The sequence below is a fragment of the Neisseria iguanae genome (assembly GCF_003013245.1).
GTDB classification, from domain to species: Bacteria; Pseudomonadota; Gammaproteobacteria; order Burkholderiales; family Neisseriaceae; genus Neisseria; species Neisseria iguanae.
This window is the reverse complement of sequence record NZ_PXYY01000063.1, coordinates 1-14645: the sequence shown is the minus strand read 5'-3', so window position 1 is coordinate 14645 and position 14645 is coordinate 1. Positions and strand designations below refer to the sequence as shown.

Genomic DNA, 14645 nt, shown 5'->3' with positions numbered 1-14645 from the left:
GATTTGGGGATGCTTTGAAAAATTCCTTTTCCCGACCATCTGTAGAAAGTGCGCAACAGGGAATTTGCTTTGTCCAAAGGGGGCGGAATGCCTTCCCACGGTATGCCGGTCCTTACGCGGTAGCGTACGTCCGCTACCTTTCAGGCTGCTTAATGCCGGTATCATTGTTGTCGATCGATTTGGCTGTTTTGATAAATACGCGGCTTGGGTAGTGGAAAAACGGCGGCACCAAACTGCCCAACATACCTAATGCCGGAGTCGCCATCTCCTGAATCACGTGCAAGCCGTTGGTATTCAGACCGGCAGATTTAATGTTGCCCAACAGGATTTCGTTCAAGAAAATCGTGCCGACTGGTGTAGATTTTTCTTGTGGCAGATTCCTGAATCAAGCAAAATAGCCAACGGCTTTGACCGGTATTCATCAGTTAATCGTGCTCGGGGCATGGCGGATAAGTGAGTTTTGTTTGGCGGCAAAAACTTTAACTTAATCTGTCTTTCTTTTGTCCATATTGCTTTATGGCAGGTAATTGTCAGGACGCTCTAGGATTATCGCGTTGAAGTAGCGGTTGGAACGGTGAACATGAAAAGGCCGTCTGAAAACCAGTTTTCAGACGGCCTTGGGTATTTTAGCGGTTTTGCCCGAAGCTTATATACGGTTCGCGGCGCTGTTTTCGCGCGCGCCATTGTTCGCGCAAAGTGCCGTTGTCTTTGCTGTTGCGTCTGTCGGAGGCGGTTCGCGCCTCTTGTTCCCATTGCCACATCATTTGGTTGCCGCTGTGACCAATCGGATCAGAGCCGCGCAAACCGACAAAGCTGCCTTGGTCGGCAATTTGGGTATTGGAAACGGATTTACCGTTCGTTTTCGTGCGCGAGGTTTCCACGCCGCTTTTCAGTTCGCCCTAGATGTTGGCTTCGGCAGAAGCCGTTGCAGGCAGGAGTAGGGTGATCAATATCAAGGCGGTGGATTTCATGATTTGCCTTTCACAGAAAAAGAAAATAAGATAGTGTTAGGGCGTATTCTCATTTCATCATGTGGCATCTTCCCGGCATAAAAAAAACCGTCTGCCGCGTTGAAAATGTGCACAAAGTGTCCGACCTTGCTGCCGCACCGGCCGGTTTTGCCGGTGCGGCGTGTCCAACCGGTCTCTTTGGTATCGTCTGGTATACGCGTTTTTTTGCTCGAAAATCTGCGGCGCAGACAAAATGAGCCCCCCTCAGTGTAACCGACGTGCCTGTAAAAAATTACGTTTCAGGTAAAGCCCGTCTGAAAAGGAAATGATATGGCTGACACAATCCGCGCTGCCGCCGTGCAGATGATTTCCACCACCGACCCTGCCACCAATATCGGCACCATGCGCCGCTTGGTGAAAGAAGCCGCCGGGCAGGGTGCGGATTGGGTGCTGCTGCCCGAATATTGGCCGGTTATGGGTCAGCAGGATACCGACAAACTTGCGTTTGCCGAAACCCTGGGCGAAGGCAAACTCCAGACGGCCTTAAGCGAAGCGGCGCGCGACAACGGCGTGGTGCTGTTTGGCGGCACAGTGCCACTGAAAAGTGAGGAAGCCGATAAAGTAATGAACACCATGCTCGCTTATGACCGCGACGGTAAGCCATTGATGCATTACCATAAAATGCATTTATTTGGTTTTTCCGGCTTGGGCGAGCGCTATGCCGAAGCCGACACCATCAGTGCGGGCAACGAAATACCTGATTGGCAGGTGGACGGGCTGAACGTGGCCGCAGGCGTGTGCTACGATTTACGCTTTCCCGAATTTTTCCGCATGCAGGCACCGTTTGACGTATTGTTGCTGCCGGCCGCGTTTACCTATACCACCGGCGAAGCGCATTGGGAATTGTTGTTGCGCACGCGGGCGGTAGAGAATCAGTGTTACGTCGTGGCTTCGGCGCAGGGCGGCAGGCACGAAAGCGGGCGGCGCACCTTCGGCCACAGCATGATTATCGATCCGTGGGGCGAGGTGTTGGCAGTCTTGCCCGAAGGTGAGGGCGTGGTCGTGGCAGATTTGGACGCAAGCCGTCTGAACAGCGTGCGCACACGTTTACCGGCGCTGCGACACCGTTTGCTGTAATACAAAAATCCCAAGCCGTTTGAAGCCATATTCGGACGGCCTGTTTCCCGATATAATCTTGTGCATGAAACCAAAACCCGTCCGCATTTTAGGCATTGATCCCGGCAGCCGTGTCACCGGCTTTGGCGTGATTGACGTGTACGGCCGCGAACACAGCTATGTCGCCTCCGGCTGCATCAAAACCATTCCCGGTGATGAATTGGCCGGCCGCATCGGCGTGATTTGCGAGCATATCAACGAAATCATCGACGTGTACCGACCTAACCAAACCGCCATCGAACAAGTGTTTGTCAACGTCAATGCGGCGGCGACGCTGATGCTCGGGCAGGCACGCGGGGCGGCGGTTGCGACCATGGTGATTCGGGGTTTGCCCGTGTACGAATACACCGCCCTACAAGTCAAACAGGCCGTGGTCGGGCAGGGGAAGGCCGCCAAAGAACAGGTGCAGCACATGGTGGTTCGGATGCTCGGTTTGTCGGGCACGCCGCAAGCCGATGCGGCCGACGGTTTGGCCGTGGCGCTGACCCATGCTTTGCGCAATCACGGTTTGGCCAATCAAATCAACCGTAACGGTTTGCAGATTAAAGGTGGGCGTTTTCATGGATGATGCCGTCTGAACTGCCTGTAAAACAAGCGGACTGGAAGTTTGGGTTGAACGATGATGTTCCGAAGCTGAAAGAGCAGCCCTTCCCCCAATCTGCTCCTGCCGGACGGGAAAGGGGATAAATACCCGTAGATTCAAAAAAACAAGCCGTCTGAAAGCGGCAAAGGCCGTCTGAAATCAAGTCAAAAATTTCAGACGGCCTTTGCTGTTATAATAATGTCCTTTCACACTCGGGTCTTCCGAACAATGAAATTTGCTTTTTTTATTCTGTATCTGGTGCAGCTCCTCCCCTTCAAGCTGATACACAAAATCTGCGATGCAGTGGGTTGGCTGGCTTATTACGCCGTCAAACCGCGCCGTAAAGTCGGGCAGGCCAATCTGAAGAAATGCTTTCCCGAGTGGAGCAGAGAAAAGCGCGAAGCAGTGTTGAAACGTCATTTTCAGCATATGGCAAAACTGATGTTTGAATACGGCCTGTATTGGTATGCGCCTGCCGAACGGCTGCGCAGTTTGGTGCGTTATGAAAACAAACATTATCTGGACGATGCGCTGGCAGCGGGCGAAAAAGTGATTTTGCTTTATCCGCACTTTACCGCGTTTGAAATGGCGGTGTATACGCTGAATCAGGATGTGCCGCTGACCAGCATGTATTCGCATCAGAAAAACAAAGCAATGGACGAGCAGATTCTGAAAGGCCGCCACCGTTACGATAAGGTATTTTTGATTAGCCGAACGGAAGGCTTACGTGCGATTATCAAGCATTTGCGCAAAAGCGATGCGCCGTTTCTTTATCTGCCCGATCAGGATTTCGGCCAAAACGATTCGATTTTTGTCGATTTTTTCGGCCTCCCCACTGCCACCATCACCGGTTTGAGCCGTATTGCCGGCATGGCGAAGGCCAAAGTGATTCCGGCGGTTCCGTTTCGAGAGGCGGACGATACCGTAACCTTGCGCTTTTACGCCCCGTGGGAAAACTTTCCCGGTGGCGATGTGGTGGCAGACACACAGCGTATGAATGATTTTATCGAAGCGCGCGCCCGTGAAATCCCCGAGCAGTATTTTTGGTTGCATAAGCGTTTTAAGACACGTCCGGAAGGAGAAACAGGGTTTTATTGATTACATGAAGTTACAAATTTTGTTTCTGTTTGATTAAACACCATATCAAGATTTATCCCTGTGAAATGGTATGTAAGAAAAATGCTTTCCCTTATTTTAAAACAAAATTAGTCGTCTGAAGCTGCCTGAACATTTTGTTTAAATGGCTGGTGGTATTTAAATTTCATGTGAGGTGAATATTTCGTTAATATATTGAATTTAATATCATTTAAAAACGGCAGCTTATTTAAATTTTAACTAAATTTAAATAAGCTGCCGTTTTTTTTGTAAGGCTTTAAATTTCAAAAAATAAAAAATAAATATTTTATATTTTTAAAATTGATTGTTAAAAATATATTTTAAATTTATAGTTAATTTGAATATAGATGATGCTTTTGAGGGTAAAAGCGAATTTTTCAAAAAAATACTTGGCAATTCTGTAAAAAACGCGTATATTTCACTACATACAGTTACATTATACTCAGCCAAACGGATTTTTGAATGTCGCCAAGTTCCCTAACAAGCGTTTGATTGGTATGATTTCTGCCGATAAAACAACTGTTTGTTAATGCGGAGTTGATCGGTATTAATAAAGCCGCAGGCGAGGGGCTGTATTGTTTTTAAAGCGTAAATCTCTGATTTGAGGTACTGGGGCAATCCTGTGGGGGTTGCCTCTTTTTTTATCCGCGGCTTCGTGTAACAATGCCCATATCCTGACCGAAGGAGCATGCCATGACCCCGATTCTCGCTTTTGATATTGAAACTATCCCCGATGTAAACGGTATCCGCCTGCTTTATGATTTGCCGCAAAGCGTATCCGAGGACGAAGCGGTGTTGTTCGCCCGACAGAAACGGCGCGCGCAAAACGGTAGTGATTTCATGCAGCACCATCTGCATCAGGTGGTGGCGATTTCGTGCTGTATGCGGTGGGGGAGCGAAAAAATCCATGTCGGTACCATCGGCGAAATTGGCGACAGCGAAGAAACCGTTATTGCCAAGTTTTTCGAATTGGTTGAAAACCATACACCTCAGCTTGTAAGTTGGAACGGCGGCGGTTTCGATTTGCCGGTATTACACTACCGCGCCATGATACACGGCATTGCCGCCGCGCGTTATTGGGATATGGGCGAGGGTGATTTTGGCGACAGCCGCGATTTTAAGTGGAACAACTACATCAGCCGCTACCATAACCGCCATTGCGATTTGATGGATTTGCTCGCGCTGTATCAGCCGCGTGCCAATGTGCCGCTGGACGACATGGCGAAATTGTGCGGCTTTCCCGGTAAATTGGGTATGGACGGCAGCAAAGTGTGGGAAGCGTATTACCAAGGCCGTCTGAAAGACATCCGCGAGTATTGCGAAACTGATGCCGCCAACACCTATTTGATGTATCTGCGTTTCCGCCTGATGAGTGGTGCTTTGGACAGCGACGAATACGAAGTCGAAGTAAAACGTTTGAAAAACTATCTCAAAGAGCAGGCGGTGGGTAAAGTGCATTGGCAGGAATTTGTCGGACAGTGGCGTTAAATATTCCGGGGCTGACGCAGATTAGCCCCAAACACCACACCATTCCCGCAGCATTTCAAGCTGCCCGGACGGTGCGCCAAAGTTAAAGCGGAACCCGCATCCTTTCAAGGGTAGAGGGAAAGGTTTACGCTCAATCCTCCTTGTATTTGCGCAAGACGCACTTCGCCCGGTTCCAACAATTTCCAATGCCGCCGATAGGGTTTTGACAGTCTGCAAAAAGCTGTGAACGGTTGATACGCTGATGCGCGAACCTGCCCGCATCAAGCACGTCACAGCCCCTGTCACTACCGGCATAAACAATGCTGTCAGGTGTTGTTTGCTGTTTGATAACCGGAAATAAGGCATCCTTCCCGTTATCCCCCGCAACGGCGGTACCAACCTTTCCCTGCCGCTTTAAGGTGCCGCGCGTCCGCGTTTGCCCTTACGCCGACCGCCGAAATAACCCCTGTCCGGCCCAGTGGGGCCTCTGAAAACCCCGCCAGCTTCCTGCGCCAAATGACAGACAGCCACTTGGCGGGTTTTGCGGTAGGACAACATAGCCCAACCGGGTTGGATACCCAGAATATCAGCGGCTGCACGGGCTGTGGCTTCCGGTACGAAAAACCGGAGGAGTTTTCTTTGGGTATTCTTTGTTAATTTGCAATTGGTTATCTTTATTTTTACAGTCTGACATGACTGCTAGTTCTACTTCAGCCTCTAATTTTTTTACTATAGGTCGTTGGATATGGAAAAAAGCCCACTTAGATGACTGAAGTCAGCTTTTTTGATTTTGATTAGGGTTTTGCAAAGGATTCAGGTCGTCTGAACAATCCTATTCGGACGGCTTGGTCCGAAGGTAGGTTGGCACGTCTATGTTATTTACGCCAGCAAATACAAGCTGAAAAGCGCCACACCTAAACCTGCCTCCAAGCCGTTGAATGTAAGCAACTTAAACCGGAGTGAAGAAAAAACACCCTAAAAAATCAGGGTGTGCATTGTTACAATGTTATAAAATGTAAAGTTTATTGATGGTGCAACATACTATTTTTCTGATTGAATAATCGAACCATTAAACCAACGGTGCCAGCAGTTTCTCAAATGCTTCTTCAAACTGTTTCAAACCGTCTTCCTGCAAACGGGTGGACAAGGCTTCGACATCGATACCTAAAGCAGCAACTTCTGCCAGCTGTGCCTGCGCTTCTTCAGTACCTTCTGTCAAAGTCGCTTTGGCGGTGCCGTGGTCGATAAAAGCTTTCAAAGTGGCATCCGGTACGGTATTGACGGTATCGGCACCAATCAGGCTGTCCACATACAGCGTATCTGGATAAGCCGGATTTTTCACACCGGTAGAGGCCCATAGTAATTGCACGCGGTTGGCATCTTTGGCGGCGAGTTCGGTAAATTCCGCGCTGCCGAAGAATTGTTCCCAATCCTGATAGGCGGTTTTGGCCAAAGCGATGGCAATTTTTCCTTGCAGATGCTCGGGCAAGGTCTCATCCAAAGCAGCATCGACGCGTGAAATGAAGAAGCTGGCGACCACTTGAATCTGATCGGCCGGCAAACCGGCGGCTACGCGTTTGGCAATACCGCGTAGGTAGGCGGCGTAGGCTTTCAGTGTTTGCGTGCGGGAAAACAGCAAGGTCAGGTTAATCGACAGGCCGTCTGAAACCAATTGCTCCAGTGCTTCGATACCGGCATCGGTGGCCGGCACTTTAATCATGACGTTTTTGCGGCTGATGGCATCGTGCAGGCGTTTGGCTTCGGTTACGGTACCGGCAGCATCTTTGGCCAATTCCGGTGCTACTTCCAAGCTCACGAAACCGGTTTTGCCGCCACTGGATTCATGTTCGGCCAGCAATACGTCACAAGCCGCCCGAACATCGGCAATGGCTAAGGTTTCATAACGTTGTTTCGGGCTTAAATCCTTTTGTTTCAAAGCAGCTACGTCATCGGCATACAGCCTGTCGCCGGCGAAGGCTTTTTGGAAAATCGCCGGATTGGAAGTTATACCGCATACGCCCTGTTTGGTCATTTCTGCCAGTTCGCCGCTTTGTACCAGCGAACGCGACAAATTATCCAACCAGATTTGTTGGCCTAATGCTTTAACGTCCGATAAAATAGTCATCTCTGAATCCTTTTTTGTTGGGCGGGTTTATCTTTATGGTTTATCCTTGAATAAGGCGAAACCGATGGATTCCACTATACCTTGATTTACTGCCTTTGACCAGTATCATCCTTTGACGGACACGATGATGACCACAACAGAATCTTACTTACCTTGGGCGCGTGATGTGCTGCATATCGAAGCAGAAGGCTTGCACGAAATCGCCGATGAATTGGACGAAAATTTTGTCCAAGCCGCGGAAGTCTTGCTGCATTGCCAAGGCCGCGTGGTGATTATGGGCATGGGCAAGTCGGGGCACATCGCCCGCAAAATGGCGGCAACGATGGCCTCCACCGGCACGCCGGCTTTTTTTGTGCATCCGGCTGAAGCAGCACATGGCGATTTGGGTATGATTGTCGATGGAGACGTGGTGATGGCGGTGTCGAATTCTGGCGAGAGCGATGAAATTACAGCAATTATTCCGGCGTTAAAACGCAAAAACGTGACTTTAATCTGCATTACAGCTCGCCCCGCCTCGACCATGGCGTGTCATGCCGATATTCACATCACGGCTTCGGTGTCCAAAGAAGCTTGCCCGCTCGGTTTGGCACCGACTTCCAGTACCACTGCCGTGATGGCTTTGGGTGATGCGCTGGCGATTGTACTGCTTAAAGCGCGCGCGTTCACGCCCGATGATTTCGCGCTCAGCCATCCGGCCGGCAGCTTGGGCAAACGCCTGCTGCTGCGTGTGGCCGACATCATGCACAGCGGCGGCGAACTGCCTGCGGTGGTATGTGGCACATTACTTAAAGATGCGATTGTGCGCATGAGTGAAAAAGGGTTGGGCATGTTGGCCGTGACCGACGGACAAGGCCGTCTGAAAGGCGTGTTCACTGACGGAGATTTGCGCCGATTATTCCAACAACGCGATGATTTCAAAGGCTTGACGGTCAACGACATCATGCACGCCGAGCCGAAGACCATCACCGCCGGCAAGCTCGCCACCGAAGCCTTGAAACACATGCAGGCCAACCATATTAACGGCCTGTTGGTCACTGATTCAGACGGCCTGTTAATCGGCGCACTCAATATGCACGACTTGCTGATGGCGCGGATTGTGTAAGGCCGCAAATTGGAAGATAACATTACCCGTTTTGAAACAAATGGTGCCTCATATGAATCAAATTATTTATCAAAATCCGGCAAAGAGACTATTATTAATTTTGCAAAATGGGCAAAAAATCACCACTCAAAAAAATTGCTTAACAGTCTGGAGAGAAATTTTAGAAGCAGAAGATGATATTGGCGCACTTATCAAATTAGGCAAAGTAGCTTCATTACCAGATGAAATTGAATCCTTTCTCAACACATACGCCCCTGATTTGATTGATGATGGCTTTTATCACTGGAGTCGAACAATAAAAACGGCACTTATACGTCAAAATTTAAACGAAATGTGGGGCATTTTTTTGAATCGTATAGATGTGCATAGTATCAACTACTTGAAAATGACTGCGAATATAATAGAAATTTACAACTCTGGAAAAAAACCTCTTGATAAGGAGCAAACCGACGATTTAATTGAAAAATCAAACGGATTAATTGAGCTGATCAAACAAGAACCCAGCTTAAACGAAAATTCAAAATTACATCTGACGAAATATTTAAACAAACTGATTGAAGCACTGCATGAATACCATATAACCGGCAATCAAGAAATTTTTTACATACTTGAAGGATTGATGGGTCATAGTTTTATAGATGAAGACTACGCCAAAATTCTTAACGGACAGAGTGAAAATTCTCTAGGTAAAAAAATTGCCGATTTTATTTCTTTTACGGCTAACCTGATTTCAGTAACCGCAGGCGTTCCCATATTGGCCGAAGCCATCAAGACATTGTTAGAAGAAAAGTAAAATCATAACCCAAAGGTTTCAGACGGCCTTTATGCTAGAATAGGCCGTCTGAACAAGGAATCCGCCATGCAAACCCTATCCCCCGAGTTGCAGAAACGCGCCGCACAAATCAAACTGTTGATTTTAGATGTTGACGGCGTGCTGACCGACGGCCATATTTACATCCGCGATACCGGAGAAGAAATCAAACCCTTCCACACGCTCGACGGCCACGGCATCAAAATGCTGGCAGCAAGCGGCGTTCAGGCGGCCATCATCACCGGTCGCGATGCACTGTCAGTCGGGATCCGCGTGCGACAATTGGGTATTGCTTATTATTTTAAAGGTATTCAAGATAAGCGTGCGGCCTATGCACAATTACTCGAACAAGCCGGTGTGGCGGAACACGAATGCGCGTTTGTCGGTGACGATGTAGTCGATTTGCCGGTGATGGTGCGCTGCGGTTTGCCGGCGGCGGTTCCCGAAGCGCATTGGTTTACCCGCGAACACGCGGCTTATATTACGCAACATCCTGCCGGAAAAGGCGCGGTGCGTGAAGTGTGCGATTTGATTATGCAGGCGCAAGGCACTTTGCAACCTGCTTTAGACGAGTATATTAAATGAAAATAAGATGGCAACACGGTCTCGCCTTTCCTTTGATTCTGGCCGTCGCGCTCGGCGGCCTGTCGGCTTTGCTCGGCCGCATCAGCGAGATTCAAACCGAAGCAGTGCACCTTAATCCCGACGAGCCTCAATATTGGATGGGCGGCATGGAAGGCAAGCGTTTCGATAAAGCAGGCCGTCTGCAAGAACATTTTGTCGCTACCCAAGCCTTCCAACTGCCCGACAGCAAAGACATACATTTCCGCTCGCCCAAATTGGACGTGCATCAAGAAGGCAAACCAGCCTATCAGGTCGAAGGCAAAGAGGGGCTGTATAACACCGACACGCGCGTCGCCGTGTTCCAAAAAGAAGTCTTGCTGACTAAACCGGCCGATGCCACTCACCCCGCAGGCACGGTCAAAACCGAATTTATCCATGTCGACACCAAAGCCCGGTTTGCACAAACCGAACACCCGGTCGAATTTGCATACGGCCAATCCCACGGTTCTTCTGTCGGGATGACTTACGACCACACCAAAAGTTTATTCAATTTCCCATCAAAAGTGAAAGCCACGATTTATCATGCCAAAAATCTTTAAAGCCGCCACACTGTCCGCCCTGATCATCAACGTGCCTGCTTTCGCGCTGCAAAGCGACAGCAGCCAACCGATTCAAGTCGAAGCAGATCAAGGCTCGCTCGACCAAGCCAACCAAACCACCACTTTCAGCGGCAACGTCATCATCAAACAAGGCACGCTGAACATCAATGCCGCCAACGTGACTGTATCGCGCAACAGCAAAGGCGAGCAACTGGTGAAGGCCAACGGTTTGCCGGTGCGGTTCAGCCAACAGCTCGACGGCAATAAAGGAATAATCAACGGTCAAGGCAACCAAGTCGAATACGCCTCGGCCACTGGCTTGGTGAAACTCACCGGCAATGCGAAAGTCCGACGTGGTGGCGATATCGCCCAAGGCGCAATCATTACCTACAATATGCGTACCGAGACCTACACCATTCATAGCGGCTCGAAACAGGCCGGCGTGAAATCACCGGCCAAATCCGGCCGCGTGAGCGTGGTGATTCAACCGACTTCGACCAAAAAATAAGCCCGATGCCGTCTGAAACCGACTGTAGACAAAAGCCTTTCAGACGGCCTGCCTAACCTTTATTTATTCCGCTTAAAGAACAGATTATGACTGCACAAGCCAGCCGCCTTGTCGCCCAAGGCCTGCAAAAAAGTTTCAAAAAACGCCAAGTCGTGAAAGATTTCTCGCTCGAAATCGAAAGCGGCGAAGTGGTCGGCCTGCTCGGCCCCAACGGCGCGGGCAAAACCACCAGCTTTTATATGATTGTCGGCCTGATTGCCGCCGACGGCGGCAGCGTTACCCTCGACGGCCAAGAATTGCGCCACCTGCCGATACACGAACGCGCACGCTTGGGCGTGGGTTATTTGCCGCAAGAAGCGTCGATTTTCCGCAAGATGACGGTGGAACAAAACATCCGCGCCATTTTGGAAATCAGCCTGAAAGACAAAAGCGGCATTGGCAGCGGAATCGACAAACTCTTGGCTGATTTAAACATCGAGCGTTTGCGCCACAGCCCTGCGCCGTCTTTATCGGGAGGGGAGCGCCGCCGCGTGGAAATCGCCCGTGTTTTGGCGATGGAGCCGCGTTTCATTTTGTTGGACGAACCCTTTGCCGGTGTCGATCCTCTGGCAGTTATCGATATTCAGAAAATCATCGAATTCCTCAAATTACGCGGCATCGGTGTGCTGATTACCGACCACAACGTTCGCGAAACCTTAAGCATCTGCGACCGTGCCTACATCATTAGCGAAGGAACGGTCCTGGCCTCTGGCCAACCGGATGATTTGGTCAACGACGAAAAAGTACGTGCGGTTTATTTGGGCGAAAACTTCAAATACTGATGCGCAGTTCGAGCCCTAAACGCGCCGTTTCTTTGATCAAAATTAAAAGAGGCCGTCTGAAAAATAGTAACCGCACGCATTTTGTGTTAGCTTATTTCAGACAGCCTTTCAGATAAACCCCGGCAGCATAGGCCGGCATACTGGAAACAATAAAACACAAAACGTAACTTACTTATCCTATGAATCCCAATTTCGGCTTAAAACACAAGCAAACCCAACAGCTCAATCAAAGGCTGCAACAAGCCTTACGCGTGTTGCAGATGTCCAATCAGGAAATCGAACACGAAGTGGAAGACTGGCTGCAAGACAACCCTTTGCTCGAACGCTCCGAAGCCGATGAGTTTGCCGATGCCGAATTTAACGGCAGCATTTCCGCCGCCTTGCCGCGCAGCAACCAAATCAACGGCGACGATGCCGAAAACGCTTGGTTCAATGTGGCCGAAGAAGATTTCAACGCTTATCTGCATGCACAAGTGTGCGAACACCCAATCTCTAAAGCCGAAGCCGCACACATTCATATCCTGATTGACTTTCTCGACGAACAAGGCTATTTCACCGACAGCCTGTCAGAAGTTATCGACCATACGCCGCTGGATTGGATGCTCGATGAAGACGATTTACAAAACGCACTCGACATCCTGCAAACCTTCGACCCACCAGGCGTGGCCGCCACCGGCATCACCGAATCGCTCCTGCTCCAACTCATGCGCCTACCCGCTTCGCCCGAACGCCAATTGGCCGGCCATCTGATTCAAAATTCGTTTGAAGATTTGGGCAAAAACCGCCAACAAAATATTCTGCGTTTTCAAAAAACGTATCCCGAATCCACGCCGGAAACCATACAAGCAGCCTTGGATTTGATTGCCTCACTCAATCCTTATCCGGCTTACGGCTTTGCTTCCTCCGAGCCGACTGCTTATATCCAGCCCGATGTATGGGTCAAGGAAACCGCCGAAGGTTGGAAAGTCACCGGCAACGAAGCCGCCTGGCCGAAAATCCAAATCAACCGCGAATATGCCGAACTGTTTAAAGAAGGGGAAAACAGTTCGCCGGAATGGAAAGAGAAGCTCCATGAAGCGCGCCAAAAAATCGACAGCTTGGAATTACGCAAAAACACGGTTCTTCGTTTGGCAGAATACATCGTTGAGCGGCAGGAGGATTTTTTCATCTTCGGCGAAATCGGCTTGGTGCCCATGATGCTCAAAGATGCCGCCGTCGAATTGGATCTGGCCGAATCAACCATTTCAAGGGCAGTCAACCAAAAATATTTAGCTTGCCCTCGCGGTTTATTTACGTTACGCTATTTCTTCACACAGGCAGTCAGCACCGACAGCGACAACGAGGGCGTAAGCCAAGGTGCGGTCAAAGCCCTTATCAAGCAGTTGATTGGCAGCGAAAACGCACAAAAGCCGCATTCTGATCAAGCCTTGGTGCAGCTCCTAGAACAACAAGGCGTTGAAATTGCCCGTCGCACTGTTGCCAAATACAGGGAATCGCTCGATATTCCGCCTGCGCATAAGCGTAAGCTTATCGGCTGAACATAAGATTTTATGTCCGCCACGTTGGCGGATTTACCCACCGAAGGAGTTGTATTATGAACCTGAAAATTACCGGTCTGAATTTTGATGTTACCGAAGCGATTAAAAACTATGTACCTGACAAATTGGAACGCATCAACCGCCATGCCGCCAATGTGATTTCCGTGGCCATTACCCTCTCGGTTGAAAAAGTGAATCATAAGGCTGAAGCCGACTTGCACTTGGCCGGTAAGGATTTACACGTTGAAGCGGTCGGACAGGATATGTATGCCGCAATTGACGTGTTGATGGACAAATTAGACCGCGCGGTATTGAAACACAAAGAAAAAAGCAACGATGCCCGTGCGCCGCGCCCTGCGGATGTCATCGGCAACGAACAACAATAAGCGGCATAATAAAAATGCCGTCTGAACAATGATCTGCACCCAAAAAGTTGGATGACAGCTCCAACCGACTAAGGTGCAGATTTTTTATGACTAAATATACCCAAGCATTTAAACAACAAGTCGTTGAACATTACTTTCACCATCATCAATCTATCAGTAAAGCATCAAAAGACTTTCAAGTCGCTCAACGTACTATTCTTCGATAGGTTGCACAAGATTAACATTCCAGTTCTAGTGGCTTATTGGTATTGCATACTACACAAAAATACACGATAGAAAACAAACTTAAAACCATTGGGTACGTTAAGCAAAAACGATTGATTCCAGACAAAATCGCATTAGTGTTAGACGTATCAAACACCAGTGTCTTTTATCAATGGTTACAAGGTTTCAAAGAATTTGGAATCAACGGACTTATCGATAAACCTAAAGGTCGAAAAACTGTGAATAAACCTAAGAAACCGAAAAAACAGGCTAATACATTAACACGTTTGGGCATATTAGAATAAGAGAATCTGTGTTTGCGCGCGGAGATTGCCATCCTATAAAGAGCTGATGGGGTTATCCCTAAGGGCTGAAGCCGAAAAGCAGGGATTGTTAAAACCTCAAGTAATGATTTCTCGCTGAATTTATTGTTAAATATTATTGTATTAGCACAGCACTTACTTTTACCGCCAACAGCCTAAGACAGATAAAGAAGCCGGTTGAAAGGCTGAAACCCGCCAAATCAAACAAGAAATCCGCAGTATGGTTATCACCGTATGAGGCGTATGTATAGGACAGAAAAGGTGTCAATCCTCTGCCAAGTTAGAGAAATAATCCTTAATAAACCCAATCCTGTTTGCCTTTCTCATGCCTTGACGATACCTTAATTTCTGCTTCAAGCCTGTAAAGCAGCC

General features: G+C 48.9%; 16 protein-coding genes and 2 pseudogenes. 13 read left to right on the top strand and 5 right to left on the bottom strand.

All coding sequences use genetic code 11. The annotated features are described in order from the left end of the window. The 3 genes and pseudogenes from C7N83_RS17020 to C7N83_RS09530 form a co-directional block, all read right to left on the bottom strand. A pseudogene (locus tag C7N83_RS17020) lies at window positions 1-119 on the bottom strand (transposase); the annotation flags it as partial. A 14-nt stretch (window positions 120-133) separates the two neighbouring features. Further along, window positions 134-337: a hypothetical protein gene (locus tag C7N83_RS09535; RefSeq protein ID WP_106742272.1), complete on the bottom strand. Its 204-nt coding sequence runs from the start codon at window positions 335-337 to the stop codon at window positions 134-136. 289 nt (window positions 338-626) lie between these two features. Then, the gene (locus tag C7N83_RS09530) at window positions 627-881 is read right to left on the bottom strand and encodes a hypothetical protein (RefSeq protein ID WP_106742270.1); all 255 of its coding nucleotides are present in this window, start codon (window positions 879-881) and stop codon (window positions 627-629) included. A 399-nt stretch (window positions 882-1280) separates the two neighbouring features. Between C7N83_RS09530 and C7N83_RS09525 the strand changes: the two genes are divergently transcribed. The 4 genes from C7N83_RS09525 to C7N83_RS09510 all read left to right on the top strand — a co-directional run bounded on the left by C7N83_RS09525 (window position 1281) and on the right by C7N83_RS09510 (window position 5313). Next, window positions 1281-2087 carry a carbon-nitrogen hydrolase family protein gene (locus C7N83_RS09525; RefSeq protein ID WP_106742268.1) on the top strand — a complete coding sequence of 269 codons (807 nt, stop codon included), beginning with the start codon at window positions 1281-1283 and terminating at the stop codon, window positions 2085-2087. A gap of 64 nt (window positions 2088-2151) precedes the next feature. Beyond that, complete coding sequence (ruvC, locus tag C7N83_RS09520; protein WP_106742267.1) at window positions 2152-2694, top strand: crossover junction endodeoxyribonuclease RuvC; 543 nt, start codon at window positions 2152-2154, stop codon at window positions 2692-2694. Between the two features lie 243 nt (window positions 2695-2937). Continuing rightward, window positions 2938-3807, top strand: a complete 870-nt coding sequence (locus C7N83_RS09515; protein WP_106742265.1) for a lipid A biosynthesis lauroyl acyltransferase — start codon at window positions 2938-2940, stop codon at window positions 3805-3807. Window positions 3808-4518: 711 nt separating this feature from the next. Beyond that, window positions 4519-5313: a 3'-5' exonuclease gene (locus tag C7N83_RS09510; RefSeq protein ID WP_106742263.1), complete on the top strand. Its 795-nt coding sequence runs from the start codon at window positions 4519-4521 to the stop codon at window positions 5311-5313. A gap of 21 nt (window positions 5314-5334) precedes the next feature. Here the strand turns inward: C7N83_RS09510 and C7N83_RS09505 are convergent. Beyond that, window positions 5335-5970, bottom strand: a pseudogene (locus tag C7N83_RS09505) (IS1595 family transposase). 391 nt (window positions 5971-6361) lie between these two features. Further along, window positions 6362-7417, bottom strand: a complete 1056-nt coding sequence (gene tal, locus C7N83_RS09500; protein WP_106742262.1) for a transaldolase — start codon at window positions 7415-7417, stop codon at window positions 6362-6364. 127 nt (window positions 7418-7544) lie between these two features. Between tal and C7N83_RS09495 the strand changes: the two genes are divergently transcribed. From C7N83_RS09495 to C7N83_RS15280, 9 genes are all read left to right on the top strand, one after another. Then, window positions 7545-8519 (top strand): KpsF/GutQ family sugar-phosphate isomerase, encoded by a 975-nt coding sequence (locus C7N83_RS09495; RefSeq protein ID WP_106742260.1) that lies wholly within the window; start codon window positions 7545-7547, stop codon window positions 8517-8519. A 52-nt stretch (window positions 8520-8571) separates the two neighbouring features. Next, on the top strand, window positions 8572-9312 hold the full coding sequence (locus C7N83_RS09490) for a hypothetical protein (protein WP_146135127.1): 741 nt from the start codon (window positions 8572-8574) through the stop codon (window positions 9310-9312). Window positions 9313-9378: 66 nt separating this feature from the next. Then, a complete protein-coding gene (locus C7N83_RS09485) occupies window positions 9379-9915 on the top strand; it encodes a KdsC family phosphatase (protein ID WP_106742256.1) in 537 nt (178 codons plus the stop codon). Further along, window positions 9912-10493, top strand: a complete 582-nt coding sequence (gene lptC / locus C7N83_RS09480) for an LPS export ABC transporter periplasmic protein LptC (protein WP_106742254.1) — start codon at window positions 9912-9914, stop codon at window positions 10491-10493. The genes C7N83_RS09485 and lptC overlap by 4 nt, the downstream gene beginning before the upstream one ends. Further along, window positions 10474-11001: a lipopolysaccharide transport periplasmic protein LptA gene (lptA, locus tag C7N83_RS09475; protein WP_425437509.1), complete on the top strand. Its 528-nt coding sequence runs from the start codon at window positions 10474-10476 to the stop codon at window positions 10999-11001. The genes lptC and lptA overlap by 20 nt, the downstream gene beginning before the upstream one ends. Before the next feature lie 86 nt (window positions 11002-11087). Beyond that, window positions 11088-11822: an LPS export ABC transporter ATP-binding protein gene (lptB, locus tag C7N83_RS09470; RefSeq protein ID WP_106742251.1), complete on the top strand. Its 735-nt coding sequence runs from the start codon at window positions 11088-11090 to the stop codon at window positions 11820-11822. A 179-nt stretch (window positions 11823-12001) separates the two neighbouring features. Continuing rightward, the gene (rpoN, locus tag C7N83_RS09465) at window positions 12002-13360 is read left to right on the top strand and encodes an RNA polymerase factor sigma-54 (RefSeq protein ID WP_106742249.1); all 1359 of its coding nucleotides are present in this window, start codon (window positions 12002-12004) and stop codon (window positions 13358-13360) included. Window positions 13361-13416: 56 nt separating this feature from the next. After that, window positions 13417-13746, top strand: coding sequence for a ribosome hibernation-promoting factor, HPF/YfiA family (gene hpf / locus C7N83_RS09460; protein ID WP_106742248.1), 330 nt, complete (start codon window positions 13417-13419; stop codon window positions 13744-13746). A 242-nt stretch (window positions 13747-13988) separates the two neighbouring features. Then, complete coding sequence (locus tag C7N83_RS15280; protein ID WP_342747606.1) at window positions 13989-14255, top strand: helix-turn-helix domain-containing protein; 267 nt, start codon at window positions 13989-13991, stop codon at window positions 14253-14255. Window positions 14256-14645: the final 390 nt, after the last annotated feature.

Coding starts and splice junctions, on each gene's coding strand:
- tal (WP_106742262.1), bottom strand. CDS start 7,417: ATGACTATTTTATCGGACGTTAAAGCATTAGGCCAACAAATCTGGTTG.
- C7N83_RS09495 (WP_106742260.1), top strand. CDS start 7,545: ATGACCACAACAGAATCTTACTTACCTTGGGCGCGTGATGTGCTGCAT.
- lptB (WP_106742251.1), top strand. CDS start 11,088: ATGACTGCACAAGCCAGCCGCCTTGTCGCCCAAGGCCTGCAAAAAAGT.
- hpf (WP_106742248.1), top strand. CDS start 13,417: ATGAACCTGAAAATTACCGGTCTGAATTTTGATGTTACCGAAGCGATT.
- ruvC (WP_106742267.1), top strand. CDS start 2,152: ATGAAACCAAAACCCGTCCGCATTTTAGGCATTGATCCCGGCAGCCGT.
- C7N83_RS09525 (WP_106742268.1), top strand. CDS start 1,281: ATGGCTGACACAATCCGCGCTGCCGCCGTGCAGATGATTTCCACCACC.
- C7N83_RS09515 (WP_106742265.1), top strand. CDS start 2,938: ATGAAATTTGCTTTTTTTATTCTGTATCTGGTGCAGCTCCTCCCCTTC.
- rpoN (WP_106742249.1), top strand. CDS start 12,002: ATGAATCCCAATTTCGGCTTAAAACACAAGCAAACCCAACAGCTCAAT.
- lptC (WP_106742254.1), top strand. CDS start 9,912: ATGAAAATAAGATGGCAACACGGTCTCGCCTTTCCTTTGATTCTGGCC.
- C7N83_RS09510 (WP_106742263.1), top strand. CDS start 4,519: ATGACCCCGATTCTCGCTTTTGATATTGAAACTATCCCCGATGTAAAC.
- C7N83_RS09485 (WP_106742256.1), top strand. CDS start 9,379: ATGCAAACCCTATCCCCCGAGTTGCAGAAACGCGCCGCACAAATCAAA.
- C7N83_RS09490 (WP_146135127.1), top strand. CDS start 8,572: ATGAATCAAATTATTTATCAAAATCCGGCAAAGAGACTATTATTAATT.